The organism is Aliiroseovarius subalbicans (genome assembly GCF_022678625.1).
In the GTDB taxonomy this organism is placed as follows: domain Bacteria; phylum Pseudomonadota; class Alphaproteobacteria; order Rhodobacterales; family Rhodobacteraceae; genus Aliiroseovarius_A; species Aliiroseovarius_A subalbicans.
Genome location: NZ_JALBYQ010000001.1, coordinates 37,773 through 58,772 on the forward strand (window position 1 = coordinate 37,773; position 21,000 = coordinate 58,772).

General features: G+C 64.0%; 20 protein-coding genes. 8 read left to right on the forward strand and 12 right to left on the reverse strand.

Annotated elements, in window-relative coordinates; all coding sequences use genetic code 11:
• Positions 1–199: 199 nt before the first annotated feature.
• The 4 genes from MN188_RS00180 (at position 200) to MN188_RS00195 (ending at position 5,540) form a co-directional block, all read left to right on the forward strand.
• On the forward strand, positions 200–2,107 hold the full coding sequence (locus MN188_RS00180) for a polysaccharide biosynthesis protein (RefSeq protein ID WP_242104773.1): 1,908 nt from the start codon (positions 200–202) through the stop codon (positions 2,105–2,107).
• Positions 2,108–2,208: 101 nt separating this feature from the next.
• Entirely contained in the window at positions 2,209–2,967 is a 759-nt protein-coding gene (locus tag MN188_RS00185; RefSeq protein WP_242104774.1) for a sugar transferase, read from the forward strand.
• Between the two features lie 61 nt (positions 2,968–3,028).
• Positions 3,029–3,817, forward strand: coding sequence for a metallophosphoesterase family protein (locus MN188_RS00190; protein ID WP_242104775.1), 789 nt, complete (start codon positions 3,029–3,031; stop codon positions 3,815–3,817).
• 385 nt (positions 3,818–4,202) lie between these two features.
• Entirely contained in the window at positions 4,203–5,540 is a 1,338-nt protein-coding gene (locus tag MN188_RS00195) for a polysaccharide biosynthesis/export family protein (protein WP_242104776.1), read from the forward strand.
• On the opposite strand, the gene MN188_RS00200 is transcribed toward MN188_RS00195, so the two are convergent.
• From MN188_RS00200 to hypA, 11 genes are all read right to left on the reverse strand, one after another.
• Complete coding sequence (locus MN188_RS00200) at positions 5,537–5,986, reverse strand: hydrogenase maturation protease (RefSeq protein ID WP_242104777.1); 450 nt, start codon at positions 5,984–5,986, stop codon at positions 5,537–5,539. The two genes, MN188_RS00195 and MN188_RS00200, sit on opposite strands and share 4 nt — an antisense overlap.
• The gene (locus tag MN188_RS00205) at positions 5,973–7,265 is read right to left on the reverse strand and encodes a Ni/Fe hydrogenase subunit alpha (protein WP_242104778.1); all 1,293 of its coding nucleotides are present in this window, start codon (positions 7,263–7,265) and stop codon (positions 5,973–5,975) included. Before MN188_RS00205 ends, MN188_RS00200 begins: the two co-directional genes overlap by 14 nt.
• Complete coding sequence (locus MN188_RS00210; RefSeq protein ID WP_242104779.1) at positions 7,258–8,025, reverse strand: NADH-quinone oxidoreductase subunit B family protein; 768 nt, start codon at positions 8,023–8,025, stop codon at positions 7,258–7,260. The genes MN188_RS00205 and MN188_RS00210 overlap by 8 nt, the downstream gene beginning before the upstream one ends.
• A 2-nt stretch (positions 8,026–8,027) precedes the next feature.
• Positions 8,028–8,849: an FAD/NAD(P)-binding protein gene (locus tag MN188_RS00215; protein ID WP_242104780.1), complete on the reverse strand. Its 822-nt coding sequence runs from the start codon at positions 8,847–8,849 to the stop codon at positions 8,028–8,030.
• Position 8,850: 1 nt separating this feature from the next.
• Positions 8,851–9,318, reverse strand: coding sequence for a cyclic nucleotide-binding domain-containing protein (locus MN188_RS00220; RefSeq protein WP_242104781.1), 468 nt, complete (start codon positions 9,316–9,318; stop codon positions 8,851–8,853).
• Between the two features lies 1 nt (position 9,319).
• Positions 9,320–10,387 carry a 4Fe-4S dicluster domain-containing protein gene (locus MN188_RS17655; RefSeq protein ID WP_242104782.1) on the reverse strand — a complete coding sequence of 356 codons (1,068 nt, stop codon included), beginning with the start codon at positions 10,385–10,387 and terminating at the stop codon, positions 9,320–9,322.
• A gap of 152 nt (positions 10,388–10,539) precedes the next feature.
• Positions 10,540–11,529 carry a hydrogenase expression/formation protein HypE gene (gene hypE, locus MN188_RS00230; protein ID WP_242107303.1) on the reverse strand — a complete coding sequence of 330 codons (990 nt, stop codon included), beginning with the start codon at positions 11,527–11,529 and terminating at the stop codon, positions 10,540–10,542.
• Positions 11,530–11,543: 14 nt separating this feature from the next.
• Positions 11,544–12,659 carry a hydrogenase formation protein HypD gene (gene hypD, locus MN188_RS00235; protein WP_242104783.1) on the reverse strand — a complete coding sequence of 372 codons (1,116 nt, stop codon included), beginning with the start codon at positions 12,657–12,659 and terminating at the stop codon, positions 11,544–11,546.
• A complete protein-coding gene (locus tag MN188_RS00240) occupies positions 12,656–12,877 on the reverse strand; it encodes a HypC/HybG/HupF family hydrogenase formation chaperone (RefSeq protein WP_242104784.1) in 222 nt (73 codons plus the stop codon). The genes hypD and MN188_RS00240 overlap by 4 nt, the downstream gene beginning before the upstream one ends.
• Position 12,878: 1 nt before the next feature.
• The gene (gene hypB / locus MN188_RS00245) at positions 12,879–13,613 is read right to left on the reverse strand and encodes a hydrogenase nickel incorporation protein HypB (RefSeq protein ID WP_242104785.1); all 735 of its coding nucleotides are present in this window, start codon (positions 13,611–13,613) and stop codon (positions 12,879–12,881) included.
• On the reverse strand, positions 13,613–13,954 hold the full coding sequence (gene hypA, locus MN188_RS00250) for a hydrogenase maturation nickel metallochaperone HypA (RefSeq protein ID WP_242104786.1): 342 nt from the start codon (positions 13,952–13,954) through the stop codon (positions 13,613–13,615). Before hypA ends, hypB begins: the two co-directional genes overlap by 1 nt.
• Before the next feature lie 470 nt (positions 13,955–14,424).
• Between hypA and MN188_RS00255 the strand changes: the two genes are divergently transcribed.
• Positions 14,425–18,012: a hydantoinase B/oxoprolinase family protein gene (locus MN188_RS00255; protein ID WP_242104787.1), complete on the forward strand. Its 3,588-nt coding sequence runs from the start codon at positions 14,425–14,427 to the stop codon at positions 18,010–18,012.
• A gap of 20 nt (positions 18,013–18,032) precedes the next feature.
• On the opposite strand, the gene MN188_RS00260 is transcribed toward MN188_RS00255, so the two are convergent.
• Entirely contained in the window at positions 18,033–18,911 is an 879-nt protein-coding gene (locus tag MN188_RS00260) for a zinc ABC transporter substrate-binding protein (protein ID WP_242104788.1), read from the reverse strand.
• Positions 18,912–18,955: 44 nt separating this feature from the next.
• Here MN188_RS00260 and MN188_RS00265 point away from each other — a divergent pair, with 44 nt between their 5' ends.
• Genes MN188_RS00265 through MN188_RS00275 form a run of 3 tightly spaced genes read left to right on the forward strand, consistent with a single transcriptional unit; the run spans position 18,956 to position 20,983 of the window.
• Positions 18,956–19,462 carry a Fur family transcriptional regulator gene (locus MN188_RS00265; RefSeq protein WP_242104789.1) on the forward strand — a complete coding sequence of 169 codons (507 nt, stop codon included), beginning with the start codon at positions 18,956–18,958 and terminating at the stop codon, positions 19,460–19,462.
• A complete protein-coding gene (locus tag MN188_RS00270) occupies positions 19,459–20,199 on the forward strand; it encodes an ATP-binding cassette domain-containing protein (protein WP_242104790.1) in 741 nt (246 codons plus the stop codon). Before MN188_RS00265 ends, MN188_RS00270 begins: the two co-directional genes overlap by 4 nt.
• Positions 20,192–20,983, forward strand: coding sequence for a metal ABC transporter permease (locus tag MN188_RS00275; RefSeq protein WP_242107305.1), 792 nt, complete (start codon positions 20,192–20,194; stop codon positions 20,981–20,983). Before MN188_RS00270 ends, MN188_RS00275 begins: the two co-directional genes overlap by 8 nt.
• The last annotated feature ends 17 nt before the right edge of the window (positions 20,984–21,000 follow it).

Here is a 21,000-nt window from a genome sequence, read left to right on the forward strand (position 1 = left end):
CAGCTGGACCCTTTTCGGCAATAGACAGAATGGCGGCCGCGTTCCCCGCCTGCCGAGCGACGGAAACAAGCACTCCCTCAACTCAAGGGTGAGTAAACTGTAGACCCAATCGGTAAGGTTGTATATCGTTTAGGTGATGTAAACCGGCTCTTGTTTGCTGCGATCGCAAGCTGTTGTCTTTGTAACGTGGACTTGGGAAATGAGTCTTGTTCGCCTTCACGCCTTGCCACGTCGCACCAAGCGGCTGATTTTCCTTGTCGCTGATACGGTTCTGATCCCGATCAGCCTGTATGTTGCTTTTGCCCTACGCTATGGCACCGCGCTCCCCTTGCCGCGCATCGGTGACGCCTGGGTTCTTCTGCCGATCATGGCCGGTATCGGGGCGTTTGTTGTGAATGCGCTACGGTTGTCGCAGATCAAACTCAACGCCTTTGAGAACCGGGCGGTGCTGCAGATCGGATTTGCGGCAGGTTTGCTTGCCCTTCTGGTCATGGCGATCAGCTATCTTTTGAACCTGTCGGCGCCACGATCGGTGCCGGTGATCTTCGGGTCCGTCTTCTTTCTGCTGTCTGTCACGCTGCGGGTTCTGGGCCTTCACTTTCTGAATTCAATCACCAGGGCCGAGCGGGGGGCTGTGCATGTGGCGATCTACGGCGCAGGGGCTGCGGGCATTCAACTTGCGTCCGCCCTGCGGCAATCTCACGAAGCTCGCCCGATGGTGTTTCTGGATGACAATCCGAACCTGCATGGCTTGATGGTGGCCGGGCTCCCGGTTCGGTCCCCGGATGAAGCCCTTCCGCTTGTGGCCAGGCACGGCATCAAACGTGTGCTGGTGGCCATGCCGTCGGCACCGCGCGCCCGACGCGACGTGATCATTCAATGCCTTGCTCAACTCGACGTCGAGGTCCAGGTCCTGCCATCCTACATCGACCTGATGGCGGGAAAGGGGCTTGAGGACCAGTTGCGCGCGGTGTCCCCGGATGAGCTTCTGGGGCGCGACAAGGTGGATCTCGACATCCCGGAAATCACCAAGGCCTATGCGGGCCGCGTGGTGATGGTGACGGGGGCAGGGGGTTCTATCGGTTCGGAACTGTGTCGCCAGTTGTTGGAATGCAAACCGGCCCGCATTATCTTGTTCGAGCAGGCGGAATATCAGCTCTATTCAATCGACCAGGAGATGCAGCCGTTGTCCGAAGCCTCCGGCGTGCCCGTGGTCGCGCGTCTTGGATCGGTCACTTCGATGGCACGGGTTGCCAGCGTGATCGCCGAGGAAGGCGTCGAGATCATCTTGCACGCCGCCGCCTACAAACACGTGCCGCTTGTCGAAGGAAACGAGCTTGAAGGCGTGCACAACAACGTGTTTGGCACGATGACCGTCGCCGAAGCCGCGCAGATCGCGGGGTTGGAACGTTGCATTCTAGTCTCCACCGACAAGGCGGTGCGACCGACCAATGTCATGGGGGCCTCCAAGCGGATGGCGGAAATTGTGTTGCAGGATTTGCAGACCCGCAGCGACAAGACCAGCTTTTCAATGGTGCGGTTTGGCAATGTTCTGGGTTCTTCTGGTTCCGTTCTTCCGCTGTTTCAGAAACAGATCGCAGCCGGCGGGCCCGTCACCGTAACCCACCCCGAGGTCACAAGGTATTTCATGACCATTCCCGAAGCCGCGCGTCTGGTCCTTCTGGCCGGTGCGTTCTCAACCCGTGCTGATGTGTTTGTATTGGACATGGGCGCGCCGAAAAAGATCCTCGACCTGGCGCGGCAGATGATCTCCCTGTCAGGCCGCACGGTCAAGGACCCGGCCTCGGGCATAGGGGATATCGCGATTGAAATCAGCGGGATGCGCCCGGGGGAAAAGCTGTATGAGGAGCTTTTGATTGATGACGACAGTCTGGTTCACACGCCGCATCCGAAGATTTTGCGGGCGCAGGAAAAGGGCCTGTCACACACCCAGGTGGCCGCGATGATCAGCGAAGCACAAACGGCGATTGAGCAAGGTGACGTGTCGCGATTGCGCCACGCTATCTGGACTTACATCGACGGCTACCGGCGCGCCGATGGCGACGGTCGTGTTGCACCAAACGCCGAGCTGCTCGAGTCTTCATGATTCCTTAGTCCACGTTCCCTACCCTGTCGGTCTGAAGCTGACAGGGCTGTCCGGACGCGCCTCGCGTCCGAGACAGAGAACGGACAGGGGTACGCAAAGCCATGCATATTGACCAAAGCGCGTTCCAGCGCGCGATTGTTACCCGATCGCGTCGCGCCCGATTGCTGGACATTGCCGTTTCCGTGATGGCGCTGGCTCTGACCGGGCCGCTTCTTGTGATTGCGGCTCTTGGTATCAAGCTGTCGTCTCCGGGGCCCATATTTTTTGTTTCGGACCGGGTTGGGCGTGGTGGGCACGCGTTTCGCATGGTGAAACTACGCACTTTGCATTGTCATGCTCCCGGCTCGTTCCTTGTCGGGGCAGGCGATGCGCGCCTGTTTCCCTTTGGGCGGCTATTGCGCAAGACCCGGCTGGACGAGGTGCCGCAATTCCTGAATGTCTTGCGCGGCGACATGGCTCTGGTCGGGCCACGCCCGCGCGTTCACGAAGTGGCCGACAGGCACTACATTGACTGGATGACATCGATCATGAACTACCTGCCGGGCATGACCAGCCCCGGCACGCTGTACCAGGTGACGATCGAAGACAAGACAATCGTGCGGGCGGGGTGTGAGCGGTTCTACGGCCTGCACATCCTACCGCGTCAGGTGATGATTGATCTGTCCTATCTGGACACCGCCACGCTTCGATCAGACCTTGTGGTGATTGCCACAACCCTGTGGATTTTGGTTCAACACGCGGCTGGGCGGGTGGCACACTTTCCCGAACGCTACCGGGTCGTAAAGGATCGCACGCCGCTGGGTGTGCGTGGTCGGTTCGAAACAAGCGGGGCGGCGGGGCAGGATCATGGTTGTGGATGACGGTCCGGGGCAAGCCTGATATGCCCTTACACAGATGTAACTCTCTTTGTGTGACGCCCCCATGCTCAATCGCCTCAAGTCGGTTTTTTCCAAATCCGCCTCTGCCTCGATGGCCGGGGTGTCAGTCACGGGTCTGCATCCTGACCGCCCGTTTTTCGCAATTGGTGATGTGCACGGTTGTCATACGAAAATGAACACAGTGCTGCACAAGATCGCGGCGGATCGGACGGCCTCCGACCTGGACGAGGCAGCCCTGGTCTTCATGGGCGACTTTGTTGACCGCGGACCAGACAGCGCCAGCGTCCTGCGCGAGGTGCGTGCGGCTCAAGTCGCGGCCCCACAAGATGTCATCTGCTTGATCGGAAACCACGAATTGATGATGCAATCCTTTCTCGAAGACCCGTTGGGGCGCGGTTTGCGCTGGCTCGGGTTCGGCGGGCAGGAGACGCTTCGAAGCTTTGACATTGCACCGGTGTCTGCCAAGGCGGATGGCGAGGCCATTATGGACGCGGCAGACGCGCTTGAAGACTGCCTGACGGTCGAGGGCTTGCTGGACTGGTTGCGTGACCAACCGTTGTCATGGCAGTCGGGCAACGTCTTGTGCGTGCATGCCGGGTTGGACCCGGATCTTTCGCCCGAAAACCACCGACCAAACCACTTTGCCTGGGGCCACAGGGATTTTCTGACCCGGCCGCGCAACGATGGGTTGTGGGTCGTGCATGGGCACACGATCACAAAGCGGCCCAGCTGTTCGGACGGGCGGATCGCAGTGGACACCGGCGCCTTCAAGGGTGGAAAACTGACCGCGGCGGCTGTGTCCAAGGGGAAATGCAGGTTTTTGCAAAGCTGAGGGGCGCACGAAAGAGTGTTGCTCACCTATAGATGCAGCGCCGGTTCGCCCAATCCATCCGACCGGTAAAGTCATTAGGTTTCAATATTCTGATGGGTTCATGTGCCGGTGACGCGTCGAGAGAGATGATGCCGTGTCGGCAGGTAAAAGTTTCGTTTTAGGGAAATGGCGAGGCTAGGGGAAGTTGCTATGACCCGAGCCCACGGAGCAATCGTTTTTTGAGGGTCAGGGGCGTTGTCCCGGTTGCGTGAGCGCGGTTGTTTTCACAACGCAGCCCCGCAATATTGGATGAAACTGTGGGATATTGTGGTCGAACATCAACTTAAGGTTGCGCGCGTGGGCTATTTGCTCGAAAACGGTTGCCAATAGCCCAAGGGGACGTGTCGTGAAAAAGCTTCTGGTCGGATTGGCGTTTGGATTTTTGAGTGCTTGTGGCGCGGCCTATATCTCTCCCTCCGTCGATTTCAGCGATGACAATGTGACCGTGGTTGAGATCACCCAGAACAGTTTAGCCCAGGCGAACGCTTCGGCTTTTACGCCGCGCGCGCTTCCGGCCGTGTTCTTCCAGGACGCAGGTGGGGTTACCGGCATGCGCGGCATCGGCGCAGTGCCCGCGGCCAGCGCAACACCACAAACCCGCCCCACCAGCCTTCAGACCCGCATTCCGCCCGAGGTTCCGGCAGGGCCCTATCGCATCGGCGTCGGGGATGTTGTGCTTCTTGCGACCAAAGGCGCCGGCACCACGGTCGAAGAACTGTCCGGGCTGCTGGCGGCGCAGAACCGGCGGCAGGGCTATACCATTCAGGACGATGGCGCCGCTGCCATCCCGGATGTGGGCCGCATTCGGCTGGCAGGGCTGACCCTGGAGGAGGCCGAAGTTGAGCTGTTCCAGGCACTGGTGGAAAACCAGATCGACCCGTCGTTCAGCCTGGAAATCGCTGAATTCAATTCGCAGAGGGTCTCGGTGGGGGGCGCGGTTCACAAGCCGAAGGTCGCCAAAATCACCCTGACCCCCCTGCACCTGGACGAAGCCATTTTGGCGGCCGGTGGGGTGGACGTCGAAGATCGCGAATACGCGACGATCCGCATCTATCGCGATGGCACCTTGTATCAACTGCCGATGACCGCCTATCTGGAAAACCGCGCCATGCAGCGGATCCGCATGAAGGATGGCGACAGCGTGTTCGTGGATACAGAATACGAATTGTCCAAGGCTCAGGCCTACTTCCAGGAACAGATTACGCTAGGGGACTATCGCCGCTCGGCGCGCACCGCCGCGCTGGATGAACTGCAATCTGCGGTCAATCTGCGACGTGCCGCCCTGGCCGAGCAGCGGGAAAACTTCCAGGCCCGCGTGGCCCTGGCCGCAGTCGAGCGCGATTATGTCTATCTGGTTGGCGAAGTGACCCGGCCGGGCCGGTTCGAAATGCCGTTCGGCCACAAGGCGACGCTGGCGGACGCGCTGTTCTCCGACGGCGGATTCTCCAGCGAAACCGGCAACCCGTCGCAGATCTATCTGCTGCGGGACATGAACGGCGACGGGCAGGTGACCGCCTGGCACCTGAACGCGCGTAACGCGGCGAATTTCCTGCTGGCCACCCGGTTGGAGGTGCGCCCCAATGACGTGGTGTTCATTGCCGAACAGCCGATCACCAAGTGGAACCGCGTGATCCAGCAGTTTGTGCCCAGCCTGATCACCGCCGGGGTGGCGGCGGCCAACTAAGGCGTCATCAATTCCGCGATGCAATGCTCAACGGCTTCCGCCACGGCGGGGGCCATTTGCGTTCCCATGTCGAAACAGGCGCCTTCGATGGCGAAGACCTCGCAGCGGGCGGGCAGCATGTCCAGAGCCCGCGCAAGCTCCACCGCTTCGCCCACGCCATAGCCGTGGCTGGACAGGGGCGACAGGAACGGGGGCAGGGGCGCGTCAAGCGCATCGAACCGGTGGATCGTGCCTGGGGACGCGCCCGAGCGGCAGGCATCGACCAGGATCACGTGATCGCGGGTTTCAAACAGCGGCACCAAGTCGGCGGCCACGCCCGCGCTTTCGACCACCTCTCCGGGAAATCCCGCGTCGCGCAGCCCCTGCGCCACGTGTCGCCCGGCGGCATCATCGCCCGCATAGATGTTGCCAACCCCGATGACCAGCGGGTGGTCAGCCGCGGTCAATATCAAGCTCCAGGAAATGCGTGGCGCAGCTGATACAGGGGTCATAATTGCGGATCGTCTGTTCACACAGCAGCAGGATATCTTCGTCTGGCTGGTCCAGAATGTCACCGATGAAGCTTTGCAGGTCTTCTTCGATCGACGGCTGGTTTTGCGACGTGGGCGGCACGATCAGGGCGGTCTTGATGCTGCCGTCGTCGTTCAGCTCATAGCGGTGGAACAAAAGCCCGCGCGGTGCTTCGGTGGCGGCCATGCCAACGCCCGCGCGCGGCTCATAGGCGACAAAGGGCGCGTCGGGCTCTTCGTAGGCGTCGATGATGCGCAGCGCTTCGTCCACGGCATACAGCCCTTCGATCGCGCGCACGGTGATCGAGCGGTAGGGGTTGCGGTTGTCACGCGGCAGCCCGACCCGTTCGGCGGCGGCCTTGGCCCGGTCCGACAGAAGATCATAGGCGTTGTTGAAGCGCGGCACCGGGCCACAGAGGTAGGAACTGCCGTCCACCATGAAGCCCTGAAGCGCGTTGGAATGGGCCACGTGTTCCTCACGGAAATGCGCGGGCCAATCGGTCACGTCGATGTCCAGACCTTTTGACGACACCACGCGGCCCTCGTTCATCGGGTATTCGTCCGGGTGGGACAGCGACACCATCGTGTAGTCGCGTTCCTTGTCCGGGAAGGTAAAGCTGGCGGTCCAGTCGACGAACTTTTCAGCCAGATCACGTGCCTTCAGCAATTGTTCGCGCAGGGGGGCAAAATCGGTCTTGCGCGGCACTTTGTAAAAGCCGCCGACGCGCACGTTGATCGGGTGGATTTCCCGCCCGCCCACGAAGGTGACAATCGCATTGCCCGCCTTTTTGTATTCCAACGCCAGTTTTACCGCGTCGCCGTGGCCGTCATTCGCCATCTCGATCGCCCCGGCATAGCCAAGGAAATCGGGCGCATGCAGCATCGCGGCGTGCAGGATGTGGCTTTCGATCCATTCGCCACAGTACAGAAGCCGGCGCAGGTCGCGCAGGGGGCCGTCGACCGTGATGCCCAGGGCCATCTCCATCGCGTGCACGCTCGACATCTGATAGGCGACCGGGCAGATACCACAGATGCGCGCGGTGATATCGGGGGCTTCCATGTGGTCGCGGCCTTGCAGGAAGGCTTCGAAAAAGCGCGGCGGCTCGAAAATGCGGAACTCGGTGCCGACGATTTCACCGTCGCGCACCACGACCTTGAAGGCGCCTTCGCCTTCGACCCGGGCCAGCATGTCGACCTTGATGACCTTGTCATTCATGTTTTTCGGCCTCTTTGCGGAATTCGGGGGCGTTGGTGTTGAAGGTGGAAAACAGCCGCGCGATCTGGCGATTGTCGGCACCGTGGTTGGCCAACTGGGCCGCCAAAGCGGCGGTATTGGGTGTTTCTTTCGGCCCGAAACAGCCATAGCAGCCGCGGGCGTATCCGGGGCACAGCGCGCCACAGCCCGCATGGGTCACCGGGCCAAGGCAGGGCGTGCCCTGGCTGACCATCACGCAGACATGACCGGCCAGTTTGCATTCGATGCAGGCGGCATGGGACGGCGTCTGCGGGGTGCGCCCCACCACCGTGGCCGCGACCAGTTCGATCAGGTCGCGTTTCGAGATCGGGCAGCCGCGCAGTTCGAAATCCACCGTCACGTGGTCGGAAATCGGCGTCGCCGTATCCAGCGTGTCGATGTATTCCGGGTGGGCATAGACCGCGTCGATGAAGGCGGCGGTGTCGGCGCCGTTCTTCAGCGCCTGGATGCCGCCCGAGGTGGCACAGGCGCCCAGGGTGATCAGCGCGGTGGAGCGCGCGCGGATGTCCTGGATCATCTCGGCCTCGTGCGGTGTGGTCACGGACCCTTCGATAAAGGCGATGTCGTAGTGCCCCACGTCGTCCGACCGCGTGGCCTCGGGAAAATAGGCGATGTCAATGGCTCCGGCGACAGCAAGCAGCTCATCCTCGCAATCCAGAAGCGACAACTGGCATCCGTCACAGGATGAGAATTTGAAGACGCCAAGGCGGGGTTTGGCCATTGTTACAGCTCCTTCACGCTCATCAGCGGGCGCATTGTGGCCCAGTCGAACACCGGACCATCCTTGCAAACGAAATGCGGGCCCAGCTGGCAATGGCCACACAGGCCGATGCCACATTGCATATTGCGCTCCATCGACAGGAAGATGTCGCGGGTGCCGACCCCGGCGTCGGTCAGGGCGTTGGCGGCAAAGCGCATCATGATCTCGGGTCCGCAGAGGAAGGCGGTGGTGTTGTCGGGGTCGAAATCGGCGCTGGGAAACAGCGTTGTCACCACGCCGACATGGCCGTGCCAGTCGGGCGCGGCGTGGTCCACCGTGACCTCGATATCCAGGTCAAGCTGCGATCGCCACTGGCCAAGCTCTTGCTCAAAAAGAATTTCTTCGGGTCGCCGCGCGCCATACAAAAGCGTCACCTTGCCGTAATCGCCGCGATTGGCCAAAAGGTGGTACAGGATCGGCCGCACCGGGGCCAAGCCCAGCCCGCCAGCGGCGACGATCACGTCGCGCCCCTTGGCGCCTGCGACAGGCCAAGGCGCGCCGAACGGGCCGCGCAGGCCCATCGTGTCGCCCTCCTCCAGCATCGTCAGCGCGTGCGATACCGCGCCCACGTCGCGGATCGTGTGCACGATGCGGTCGGTGTCGTGGCACGACCCCGAGATCGAGATCGCAATCTCGCCCACCCCGAACAGGCTGAGCATGTTGAACTGGCCGGGACCAAAGCCCGTCCAGCCTGGGGCCTCGACCTCGAAGGTGACGACGCCGGGAATTTCCATGTGCTTACGCGTGATCTGCGCCAGCACCGGGACCATCGGATCGGTCTTCATGTCAGCTGGGTGTGCCATAGACGTCCAACATTTGCAGGCGGGTGTTGTGAAGCCGTTCGACAATGGTGGGCATGAAGCGTTTCATCACCTCGTACCCCAGCGCCGGGTCCGCGTCGCATTTGCGCCGCAGGCAGGTGGCGTCCAGCGCGATGGCCCGCACGTCTTTGACCGCGCGCGCGTCATAGGTCCAGCGATAGGGCGGCACCAGCCAGCTGAGGCCGACGACCGACTGGGGGCCTGCGCTTTGAAACGTCATGCGCCCGTGACCGGCGGCGGCGATTTCCAGTCCGACGTGACCCTCGCGGATCAGGTAAAGCGCGGCGGCATCGTCGCCTTCGTGAAACAGGTAATCCCCTGCGGCAAAGCGCACGTTCTTGGCGCAGCCTGACACGGTGGACAGGAAGGCGTCGCCAAGGCCTGCGAACAGGGCGTGGCCGCCTACGATCTTTTCAAGGCCGTCGATGGCCATATCAGCCTCCTTCTCCGCGAATGGCCGCGGCTTCTTCGGTGATGTCGATCCCGACTGGGCACCAGGTAATGCAGCGCCCGCACCCGGTGCAGCCCGAGCTGTCAAACTGGTCCCACCAGGTGCCCAGCTTGTGGGTCATCCACTGGCGATACCGGGCCTTTGCGCCCGGGCGCACCGCGCCGCCGTGCACGTATGAAAACTCGGTGGTGAAACAACTGGCCCAGCGGTTTTCGCGCGAAACCTCGTCGCTGTCCAAGGCGCTGACCTCATCCACCGTCGTGCAGAAACAGGTCGGGCAAACCATCGTGCAATTGGCGCAGTTCAGGCAGGCATCCGCCACCACGCTCCAGCGCGGGTGGTCGGGGTTATCCTTGAGAATATCGGCCAGACCATCGGTGTTCAGCTTGCGCCCCATCTGGCCCTCGGCGTCCTTGATGCCCTGCGCGGCGGCGGCCAGATCCGCCTCGGTCGCCGGGCGTGATGTGAGGGCTGCCAATGCGGCCCCGCCCGCGTCGCTGCCCACCTCGGCCAACAGCCCGCCGTCGATCTCGGTCAGGGCGATGTCATAGCCGGGATTCACCTTCGGCCCGGTGTCCATCGAGGCGCAAAAACAGGTGGCGCCTGCGCGGGTGCAATTGACCGCGACGATGAACAGGTTTTCGCGCCGCGCCGCGTAATGCGGGTCGCGATATGGCCCGTCCATGAACACCTTGTCCTGGACCTGGATCGCGGCCAGTTCACAGCCGCGCACCCCCAGAAAGGCAAAGCGATCCTCGGCGATCGGTTCGGGCGTGATCCCCCCCCCGCCCGCACGCCACAGGGTCTGTTTCGGCGGGTGCAGGAACCGTTTCCACGACGACGGGCCGACGGTATAGCCAAACAGCTTGTCACCCTCGCGCTTCAGGCGGTAATGCCCGCCTTCCTGTTCGTCGATCCAGCCGCGCGGCAGGTCGTCAACACCTTGGATTTCCTCATAAACCACCGCGCCATCCCGGCGCACGGGCCCCATCACCTGGCGATCTTTCGCAAGGGTCTGAACCAACTGATCCAACGCTTTGATATCAATCACGACGGGCAAGGTCATAAAGCATCCGTCCCTGTCAAAAAGGTTGCTTTCATCATGACCCAAAGGGGGCGCAAGTCAAGGTGACACGGGGTCGCCGGGATGGAAATTTAGCCCCGTTATAGCACCCTGAAGCGGGCGGTGGGTCGGGCCGGATTTCAGCAGATGCGGGGCAGCTGTTCCCCGGCGATCCAGTCGACCATGCGCGCGCCGCCCAGTCCGGTGCGCATGCGCACGAAACAGCGCGGATCGTCTATCACCCGCCCGATGATGGCCGCATCGCGCCCCAATGGGTCGGCCTGCATCACCTGCAACAGTGCCTCGGCACGGGCGGGCGGGCAGATCGCCAGCAGCTTGCCTTCGTTGGCGACGTTCAACGGGTCAAGGCCCAACAGCTCGCAGGCGCCGCGCACTTCCGGGCGCAGGGGCAGGGTGGCTTCGTCCAGCTCGATCCCGACGCCCGAGGCTTGTGCAATCTCGTTCACCGCCGCCGCCAGCCCGCCGCGCGTCGGGTCACGCAGGACGCGCATGTCGGGCGCCACGCGCAACATGGCGGCGACCATGTGGTTCAGGCTGGCCGCGTCCGAGGTCAGGTCGGTGCCAAACTCCAGCCCCTCGCGCGACGCCATGATCGCCACCCCGTGATCGCCCAGCGTGCCCGACACCAGCACCGCGTCGCCGACCTGGGCCTGGGCCGGGTCGATCGTGACGCCGTCAGGCACCACGCCGATGCCGGTGGTGTTGATGAACACGCCATCGCCCTTGCCGCGTTCGACCACCTTGGTGTCGCCCGACACGATGGAAACACCAGCAGCGCGGGCGGCCTTGGCCATCGAGGCGACGATGCGCTCCAGATCGGCCAGGGGGAAGCCTTCCTCAAGGATGAAGCCCGCGGTGAGAGCCTGTGGCACACCGCCGCCCATGGCGATGTCGTTGACGGTCCCGTGCACCGCGAGCGATCCGATGTCGCCGCCGGGGAAGAACAGCGGCGAGATGACGAAGCTGTCGGTCGACATCACCACCCGTCCGGGCGGCAGGTCCAACAGCGCCGCGTCGTGGCCCCGCGCCAGCGCCGGGTTGTCGAGCGCTGCGCGAAAAAGATCGTCAATCAGCCGGGCCATCGCCCGCCCGCCGGCGCCGTGGGACATGTCAACTTGGCGCGTCACGACGCAGCCTCGCGCCGGAACCGTCCATAGGTCCAGTCGGCGGCACAGGCGCCTTCCGAACTGACCATGCAGGCGCCCAGCGGGTTTTCCGGCGTGCAGGGATCACCATAAAGCGCGCATTCCACCGGTGTTTTCACCCCGCGCAGCACATCGCCACAGGCGCAGGCCTTGTTCTCGGTCGGGGTGGGCAGCTCCAGCGCAAAGCGCCGTTCGGCGTCGAAGCTGGCAAACGCGTCCGTCAACCGCAGCGCGCTGTGGTCGACCCATCCCAGCCCGCGCCATTCGAACCGGTCGCGCAAGGTAAACACGCGCGCCATCATCTGCTGCGCCACAAGGTTCCCCGCGTCACTGACTGCGCGGGCATATTCGTTCTCGACCTCGATCCGGCCCTCGTTCACCTGCCGCACCAGCTGCAGCACGGCCTGAAGCACGTCCAGCGGTTCAAACCCGGTGATCACCACGGGTTTCGCGTGGTCGCGGGTGAACTCGACATAAGGCCCAGTGCCGATCACCGCCGAGACATGGCTGGGCCCGACAAAGCCATCGATTTCCGTGTCGCCCCCGGCCAGGATCGCCCGCATTGCGGCGGGGGTCAGCACGTGGTTGCAATGGACCGAGAAATTCGTGAGCCCCTCTTTCGCCGCCTGCAAGATCGCCACGGCGGTGGGGGGCGTGGTGGTTTCAAAGCCGATGGCGAAGAACACGACCTCGCGGTCGGGATGGGCGCGGGCCAGCGCCAGCGCGTCCATCACCGAATAAACCATGCGAATGTCCGCCCCCGCCGCCCGCGCTTTGGTGAGCGAGCGAAAGCCCGAGCCGGGCACCCGCATCAGGTCGCCGTAAGTGCACAGGATCACGTCATGCTGCGTGGCCAGCGCAATCGCCGCATCCACCCGCGCGACGGGCAGCACGCAGACCGGGCAGCCCGGCCCGTGGATCATGCGAATGTTGCCTGGCAGCAGATCCTCAAGCCCGAAACGCGCGATCGCATGGGTGTGACCGCCGCAGAACTCCATGAAGCGATAGGTCCGGTCCGGGTCTGCCGCCCGCGCGATTGCGTCGGACAGTCCTTTGGCCAGCGCCGGGTCGCGAAACTCCTCGACGTATTTCACGCCAGCAACCCCGCCTCGGCCATCAGGGCCAGGGTCTTTTCCGCCTCGACCGGGTCCAGCCGTGACAAGGCGAAACCCACGTGCACGATCACGTAATCGCCCACCGCGGCGCCTTCGATCAGCGCCAGGCTGATGTCCTTGGTCACGCCATCAATGGCGACGCGGGCCATGTTGTCAGGCAAGAGATCGGTGATCTTTGTGGGCACGGCCAGGCACATGTCAGGCGCTCCGCGCTTGCGGGGCGCGGCGTTTGGCGATCCAGTCCAGCCAGCCACCCATGCCCGCGCCGCTCAAGGCCGACAGGGTCAGAACCTCGATCCCCGGATTGATCCGGCGGGCGTGGGTGATGCAGGCATCCACGTCGAAGGGCACATAAGGCAACAGGTCGGACTTGTTCAGCACCATCAGGTCGGCCGAGTGGAACATATCGGGGTATTTCAACGGCTTGTCGTCGCCTTCGGTGACTGACAGGATCACCACCCGCGCAGCCTCCCCCAGGTCGAACCCGGCGGGGCAGACCAGATTGCCGACGTTTTCGATGAACAGCGTCGTGCCGGGATCGGGGTCCAGATCGTGCAGCGCGCGGTGCACCATGTCGGCGTCCAGGTGACAGCCCTTGCCGGTATTCACCTGAACGGCCTTGGCGCCGGTTTCGCGGATCCGGTCGGCGTCCAGGCTGGTCTGTTGGTCGCCTTCGATCACCATCGCGGGGCTCTCCATCGCGGTGATGGTCCGCGTCAACAGGGTCGTCTTGCCCGACCCCGGCGACGACACCAGGTTCAGCGCCAGCACATCCGCGCGTTCGAAATGTTCCCGGTTGTGCGCGGCCATGTGGTCGTTGCGCCCCAGGATGTCCTGTTCGATCTGCACCACGCGGGCCTTGTCCATGCCCGGCGCATGCACATGTCCGTCCACATGCACCTCATCATGGCCGCATCCACAGGTCGCACACATCACGTCACCTCCATGTCCACCACGCGAAGCGCATCGCCGGCGGTGAGTTTCAGGTCATATCCGCCGCAATCAGGGCAGGGGTCACCCAGCCCGGAAATCGCGACGTCCTTGGCGCAATCATGACACCAAGCGCGGCCCTCTGCACGGGAAATCGCCAGTTCAGCGCCCTTTGCCACGCCCCCGGCAGCGGCGGCGTCAAAGGCAAAGCGCAGCGCGTTCGCGTCGGCATGGGACAGGGCGCCGATTTCCAGCCGCACCCGTTTTACGCACCCCGCGCCCTCGCGCGCGGCGGCGGCTTCGACGATCTGAACAACGCTTTCGGCCAAGGCCATCTCGTGCATGTTTCTGCGCGCTCCTTCTTTGGTAGTGTCGCGCTGTTTCGTGGTCTGAACAAGCGCATTCGGCGAGGATTTTGCCACGAACATGACCTCGAAACGTGGGGTTAAAGGCAATCTCCGTTCCCGGGTGCCACACCAAGTCACAAAGAATACGGGGGACACAGAGGAGCCAGCTTTGCACAAGGCACGACCAAATGTGACGCCTCGGTGCGCGCCTTTCCGGTGACCCCTCTGCAATTGCCCTACACGGTCGAAGCCGTGGCTCCGGCCGCCTTTGCCGCCCGCCGCGCCACAAGACCCGGCCAAGGTGCTTATTGTCACCGCGCCAAAAGCCAGAGCACCCGGCCAAACCGCCATCGCCCCCACCCCGGACACGTTCAAAGGCAACGACGATTGGGGCGACTTGTGATGCGCCACGCGCATTGACATTTACCCACGCATGTTCGACCCAAAGAACAGGCGGGGGGCATGTGATGCACGACAAACAGTGGGAATTCTGGATCGACCGGGGCGGCACTTTCACCGACGTGGTGGCGCGCCATCCCGACGGGCGGATTGAGACGCGCAAACTGCTGTCGGAAAACCCCGAACTCTATCGCGATGCGGCGGTGCAGGGCATCCGCGACACGATGGGCCTTGCTGATTGTGCGCCAATCCCGCCGGCATCGATCCGGGCCGTGAAGATGGGCACGACCGTGGCCACCAACGCGCTGTTGGAGCGCAAGGGTGAACGCTGCCTTCTGGTCACCACTCGCGGTTTCGCGGATCTGGCCCGGATCGGGTATCAGACCCGGCCCCGGCTGTTTGACCTGAACGTGCGCCGCAGCACGTTGCTGCAAGACCGCGTGGCCGAAGTTGGCGAACGCCTGGCCGCAGGCGGCGCGGTCGTGACCCCGCTGGACGAAGACGAGCTGCGCAAGGTGCTGCGCACGGCCCACGCAGATGGGATCCGCGCGGTTGCAATCGCCTTTCTGTTTTCCCATGAAAACCCGACCCACGAACAACGTGCGGCCCAAATTGCACGCGACATCGGCTTTGAGCAGGTCTCGTGCAGTCACGAGGTATCGCGCCTGGCCCGGTTGGTCGGGCGCAGCGATACCACGGTGGTCGATGCCTACCTGTCGCCGATCCTGCGCCGCTATGTCGATCAGGTCGCGGGGGCGCTTGACCTTGGCCGCGCCTGCCACGCGCTCATGTTCATGCAGTCGAATGGCGGCCTAACCGACGCGCAATTGTTCCAGGGGAAAGACGCAATCCTGTCGGGGCCGGCTGGCGGCATTGTCGGCATGGTCCAGACCGCAGCACCCGCCGGGTTCGACCGCCTGATCGGCTTCGACATGGGGGGCACCTCGACCGACGTCAGTCATTTCGCCGGGCGTTATGAACGCAGTTTTGAGACCGAGGTTGCCGGTGTGCGGATGCGCGCGCCGATGATGGATATCCACACGGTGGCGGCGGGGGGCGGGTCGATTTGCACCTTCCGGGATGGGCGTTTCCAGGTTGGGCCGGAAAGCGCAGGGGCGGACCCCGGACCGGCGTGTTACCGGCGCGGCGGGCCGCTGACCGTTACCGATTGCAACGTGCTTCTGGGCAAACTCAACCCGGATCATTTTCCCGCCGTGTTCGGCGCGGACGGGACGCAACCACTGGACGTGGCCGTGGTGCGCCGCAAGTTCGACACGCTGGCCCACTCGGTCGCCGCGCAAACCGGCGCGCCCGTCGCCACGCCCGAGGACATGGCGACCGGGTTTTTGCAGATCGCGGTCGACAACATGGCCAATGCGATCAAGAAAATCAGCGTTCAGCGCGGGCATGACGTGACCGGGTACACACTGCAATGCTTCGGTGGGGCCGGTGGGCAACATGCCTGCCTGGTGGCCGATGAGTTGGGGATCAGCCGGGTCTTCGTGCACCCATTTGCCGGCGTGCTGTCGGCCTATGGCATGGGCCTGGCTGACATCCGGGCGCAACGTGCGCAGCAATTTGACGCGCCTCTGTCCGACACCGCCGAGGCCGGCGCGCTGCGCGCCGATCTGGCCGAACAGGCGGCGCAAGAGGTCCGGGGCCAGGGGGTGCAGGATCTGCGCTGCGAGGCGCAAGCGCATCTGCGCTATGACGGCTCTCACCAATCGTTGGAGGTGCCGTTTGCCAGCCAGGCGGCGATGAAATCCGCCTTTGAGGCGGCCCACCAGGCGCGGTTCGGCTTCACCTCGCCTGACCGCGACATCCTGTTCGAAGTAATTTCGGTCGAGGCGATCGGCGCCTCCGGGGAAAGCGTCGCGATGCCCGCACCCAGCGGTGACGGGGCGGCGATCGACACGGTTCCTGTCCATGTGGACGCGGCCTGGCAGGACGTATCGCTGTTCGACCGCACCACATTGCCCGCCGGGCAGGTGGTGTCGGGCCCCGCGATCATTCGAGAGCCGACCGGCACCAACATGATCGAAGCGGGCTGGCAGGGTCGAGTGGACGATGCCGGCAACCTGATCCTGGAGCGCAGCCGCGCGCGGGCCCAGGTCCGTGCGGCGGGCACCAAGGCCGATCCGGTCCTGTTGGAGGTGTTCAACAACCTGTTCATGTCAGTGGCCGACCAGATGGGCGCCACGCTGGCCAACACCTCGTGGTCCGTCAACATCAAGGAAAGGCTGGATTTTTCCTGCGCCATTTTTGACGTCGCGGGCGACCTGGTGGCAAATGCCCCGCATGTGCCGGTGCACCTGGGGTCAATGGCAGACAGCATCCGAACGGTGATGCGCGAAAACGCAGGCGCGATCCGGCCCGGCGACGTTTTCATGCTGAATTCGCCCTTCAACGGCGGCACGCACCTGCCGGATGTGACGGTGGTCACGCCGGCCTTCCTGGATGATGAAATCGTGTTCTGGCTGGGATCGCGCGGCCATCATGCCGATATCGGTGGGCGCACGCCGGGGTCGGCCCCGCCTGACAGCACTCATATCGATGAGGAGGGCGTTCTGATCGACAATGTGCGCCTGGTGGATCGGGGGCTGTTTCAGGACGCCACGGCGCGGGCCACGCTTGCGTCGGGGCGCTACCCGTGTCGCAACATCGACCAGAACATGGCCGATCTGAAGGCCCAGGTTGCCGCCAATGAAACCGGACGTCAGGAATTGCTGAAGGTCATCGGCACCTACGGACTGGAGGTCGTGCGTGCCTATATGGGCCATGTGCAGGACAACGCCGAGGAAAGCGTGCGTCGGGTGATTGACCGTTTGAGTGATGGGAGCTTTACCTATCCGATGGATCACGGTGCCGAAATCCGGGTGAACGTGCGGGTCGACCGGGAGGCGCGGTGCGCGGTTATTGACTTCACAGGCACCTCAGACCAGCACAAAGGCAACTATAATGCGCCTCTCTCCATCTCGCGCGCCGTGGTTCTTTATACTTTTCGAACATTGGTGGGGTCCGACATCCCCCTGAACGAAGGCTGCTTGAAACCGCTTGAAATCATCGTGCCAGAAGGCTCGATGCTGAACCCGACCTATCCGGCGGCGGTGATCGCGGGCAATACCGAGGTCAGCCAGGCCGCTTGCAACGCGCTTTACGGGGCGCTGGGGGCCCTGGCCGCCAGTCAGGGCACGATGAACAATTTCATCTGGGGCAACGAGGTGTTTCAGAATTATGAAACCATTGCCGGGGGCACTGGGGCGGGGCCGGGGTTTGAGGGCTGCGACGCGGTTCAAAGCCACATGACGAATACCCGCATGACCGACCCTGAAATCCTGGAACAACGTTTCCCGGTGCGGTTGGAGGAATTTTCGATCCGGCGCGGGTCAGGCGGGGCCGGGCAGTGGCGTGGCGGCGACGGGGTGAAACGGCGGCTCAGGTTCCTGGAGCCGGTGACGGTGACAACCCTGTGCTCCCACCGCGAAGTGCCGCCCTTCGGCGTCGATGGCGGTGCGCCGGGCGCGGTCGGGGTGAACACCGCCGAGCTGCCCGATGGCACGCGTATTCCGATGCGCGGCAACGACGAAATCGCGCTGCCGGCTGGCGGTGTGTTCGAAATGCTCACCCCCGGCGGGGGCGGCTGGGGCAAGGCCTGATTAGGTTTCGTGCGTGACGCTCAACCATCGCAGGCGGCAAAATTCCGGGCGAGGGTCCGCATCATGTCGCCATAAAGCGCGAGGCCCAGCGGCAGGTCGCGGCCCATCGGGTCCAGCGTGCCAATCCCGATGCCGGTGCCTTCGGTCACCACGCGGGCCAGGGCCGGGTCCAACTGCGGTTCGCTGAACACGCAGGTGACATTCTCCGCAACCAATTGGCGGCGCAGGGTCGCGATCCGGGCCGCGCTGGCGGGGGCGGCGTCGCCTTGGGTGATCGCGCCCACGATGTCCCGCCCGAACCGCGACGCAAAATGGCCATAGCCTTGATGGAAGGTCACCACTGGGTGCGCGGGGGTGGGCAACAGGGCGGTGATCTCAGCCTTAAGCGCGACCAAGGCTGCATCGGCGCGCGCCGCGTTCTGCGCGTAGGCCTCGGCGTTTTCCGGGTCGCTCTGCGCCAGGGCGGTGGCGATCTCGGCCAGCCACACACGGGCGTTTTCCGGGTCCAGCCAGGCGTGCGGGTCCAGATCGCCGTGGTCATGATCGTGACCGTCCTCTGCGTGGTGCCCCTCGGGCATGTGCAGCCCCGCCACGTGCAACAGTTCCAGCGAAGTGGCATCGGACAGGCCGCTGACAGCCCGCTCCAACCAAGGGGTCAGCGCCTCACCGACCCAGATCACCAGATCGGCCTGGGCCAGAGCTTGCATCTGGCTGGGCCGCAGCTGCACATGGTGCGGGCTGGCGTCGCGATCGGTCAGAAGCTCGGGCGTGGCGACGCCTTCCATCACCTGCGCCACCAGCGACTGTACCGGCGCGATGTCGGTCACCACACGCGGGGCGTCGGCCAAGACGAGGGTTGGGGTGGCCAGAAGGCCAAGAAAAAGGGCAATGCGGGTCATGGTGGTCCTTGTCGTGTTCGATGTAATGTTATAATATCACTTTCATGTCGAAACAAGAGCAAAACCCCGCCGCCAGCCCGGCCGATGCGTTCCACAGTCACGACCATGCCGCCTGCACGGGCAGCGGGATTGCCCGGGCCGAGTCGATCTGCGCCGAAAAAGGCCTGCGCCTGACCCCTGTACGCCGCCGCACGCTGGAAATCCTGCTGGAAGGACACCGCGCGCTGGGCGCCTATGAGGTGCTGGAACGGCTTGGCGCAGACGGGTTCGGGCACCAGCCGCCCGTCGCCTATCGGGCGCTGGATTTCCTGGTGGAACACGGGCTGGCGCACCGCATCCGCCGCTTGAACGCCTTCACGGCCTGCACCCATCCGGGCGACGCCCACGCGCCGGTCTTCTTCATCTGCCGCGCCTGCGATGCGGTGGCCGAGGCGCCGGGCCGCGCCATCCGCGATGTGGTGGAGCACGGCGCGGACGCTTTGGGCTTTACCATTGAACGCATGAACATCGAGGCATTGGGGCTCTGCCCGGCCTGCAAGGGGGACGCATGAGTCTGATCACAGCGTCAAGCCTGGGCCTGTCGCACGGGGCCGAGGTCATCCTGCGCGACGTGGACTTTGCCATCTCGTCGGGTGAAATCGTGACGCTGGTCGGCCCGAACGGATCGGGGAAATCCACCCTTGTGCGGCTGCTACTGGGCATCCTTTCCCCGACTGCCGGGCGGGTGCGCCGCAGACCGGGACTGCGCATCGGCTATGTGCCGCAAAAGCTGTCGATTGACGCAAGCCTACCGCTGACCGTGGCGCGGTTTTTGGCTCTGCCGGACCGCCATGCCCCAGCGGCCATCTCGCAAGAACTTGAAAACGTGGGAATTCCCGGTTTGGAGCAGCGCCAGCTAACCGCGCTCTCTGGCGGACAGTTCCAACGCGCGCTGCTCGCGCGGGCGCTCCTGACCGCGCCGGATATTCTGGTGCTGGACGAACCCACCCAAGGGTTGGACCAACAGGGCGAGGCCGCGTTCTACCGCCTGATCGACGAGGTGCGCGCGCGTACCGGGGCGGCGGTGCTTCTGGTCAGCCATGACCTGCACGTGGTGATGAGCGCGTCCGACCGGGTGATCTGCCTGAACGGCCATGTCTGTTGCGAAGGCACGCCCCACCTGGTCGCCGACGCGCCGGAATACCGCGCGCTTTTTGGCCACGGCACCCAGGGCGCGCTGGCGCTGTACCCGCATGATCACGACCACTGCCATGACCACAGCCACGGCGAGGGCTGCGACCATGCTTGACGATTTCCTGATCCGGGCCGCGCTGGCCGGTGTCGGCCTGTCGATTGCCGTCGGGCCGCTAGGCAGCTTTGTGGTCTGGCGTCGGATGGCCTATTTCGGTGACGCGACTGCACATGCGGCGATCCTGGGCGTGGCGCTTGCGCTGATCTTCTCGGCACCGGTGACGCTGGGCACGCTGGTCGTGGCGGCCGCGATGGCGTTGGCGGTCAGCTGGCTGTCCACGCGTGGCCACGCGATGGACGCTACTCTTGGCGTGTTGTCGCATTCCGCGTTGGCGCTGGGGCTGGTCGCGATTTCCTTCGTGCCGGGGGTGCGGGTCGACCTGTCGGCCTTCCTGTTCGGCGACATCCTGGCGGTGACGTGGGCGGATCTGGCGGTGATCTGGGGCGGCGCCGGGCTGGTCGCGGCCTTGATCGCCTGGCGCTGGTCGCGGCTGTTGACCGCCACCTTGTCGCGCGACCTGGCCGCCGCGTCCGGCATCAATGCGGATCGCGAGGGGCTGATCCTGACCCTGTCGCTGGCGGTTGTTGTGGCCGTGGCGCTGAAGGTGGTCGGGGCGCTGTTGATCGCCGCGATGCTGATCATACCCGCCGCCGCCGCCCGTGGCCCGGCGCGCGCGCCGGAAACGATGGCGGTTCTGGCCGCGCTGATCGGCGCTTTCGCCTCGCTGGCCGGGCTTGCAGCCTCATACCAGTTCGACACGCCCGCCGGCCCCTCGATTGTTGTGGCGGCGTCCGCGATCTACCTCGTCTCGGCGTTGTTTTCGCGCCTGCTTCCCTCTTGACCCCACGCCCGCATCTG

What these genes read in the sequence shown, in the direction of transcription:
- MN188_RS00180 (WP_242104773.1), top strand. Translation starts at nt 200, where the DNA reads ATGAGTCTTGTTCGCCTTCACGCCTTGCCACGTCGCACCAAGCGGCTG.
- MN188_RS00185 (WP_242104774.1), top strand. Translation starts at nt 2,209, where the DNA reads ATGCATATTGACCAAAGCGCGTTCCAGCGCGCGATTGTTACCCGATCG.
- MN188_RS00190 (WP_242104775.1), top strand. Translation starts at nt 3,029, where the DNA reads ATGCTCAATCGCCTCAAGTCGGTTTTTTCCAAATCCGCCTCTGCCTCG.
- MN188_RS00205 (WP_242104778.1), bottom strand. Translation starts at nt 7,265, where the DNA reads ATGAATGACAAGGTCATCAAGGTCGACATGCTGGCCCGGGTCGAAGGC.
- MN188_RS00210 (WP_242104779.1), bottom strand. Translation starts at nt 8,025, where the DNA reads ATGGCCAAACCCCGCCTTGGCGTCTTCAAATTCTCATCCTGTGACGGA.
- MN188_RS00215 (WP_242104780.1), bottom strand. Translation starts at nt 8,849, where the DNA reads ATGAAGACCGATCCGATGGTCCCGGTGCTGGCGCAGATCACGCGTAAG.
- MN188_RS00220 (WP_242104781.1), bottom strand. Translation starts at nt 9,318, where the DNA reads ATGGCCATCGACGGCCTTGAAAAGATCGTAGGCGGCCACGCCCTGTTC.
- hypE (WP_242107303.1), bottom strand. Translation starts at nt 11,529, where the DNA reads ATGTCCCACGGCGCCGGCGGGCGGGCGATGGCCCGGCTGATTGACGAT.
- MN188_RS00240 (WP_242104784.1), bottom strand. Translation starts at nt 12,877, where the DNA reads ATGTGCCTGGCCGTGCCCACAAAGATCACCGATCTCTTGCCTGACAAC.
- hypB (WP_242104785.1), bottom strand. Translation starts at nt 13,613, where the DNA reads ATGTGTGCGACCTGTGGATGCGGCCATGATGAGGTGCATGTGGACGGA.
- hypA (WP_242104786.1), bottom strand. Translation starts at nt 13,954, where the DNA reads ATGCACGAGATGGCCTTGGCCGAAAGCGTTGTTCAGATCGTCGAAGCC.
- MN188_RS00255 (WP_242104787.1), top strand. Translation starts at nt 14,425, where the DNA reads ATGCACGACAAACAGTGGGAATTCTGGATCGACCGGGGCGGCACTTTC.
- MN188_RS00260 (WP_242104788.1), bottom strand. Translation starts at nt 18,911, where the DNA reads ATGACCCGCATTGCCCTTTTTCTTGGCCTTCTGGCCACCCCAACCCTC.
- MN188_RS00265 (WP_242104789.1), top strand. Translation starts at nt 18,956, where the DNA reads ATGTCGAAACAAGAGCAAAACCCCGCCGCCAGCCCGGCCGATGCGTTC.
- MN188_RS00270 (WP_242104790.1), top strand. Translation starts at nt 19,459, where the DNA reads ATGAGTCTGATCACAGCGTCAAGCCTGGGCCTGTCGCACGGGGCCGAG.
- MN188_RS00275 (WP_242107305.1), top strand. Translation starts at nt 20,192, where the DNA reads ATGCTTGACGATTTCCTGATCCGGGCCGCGCTGGCCGGTGTCGGCCTG.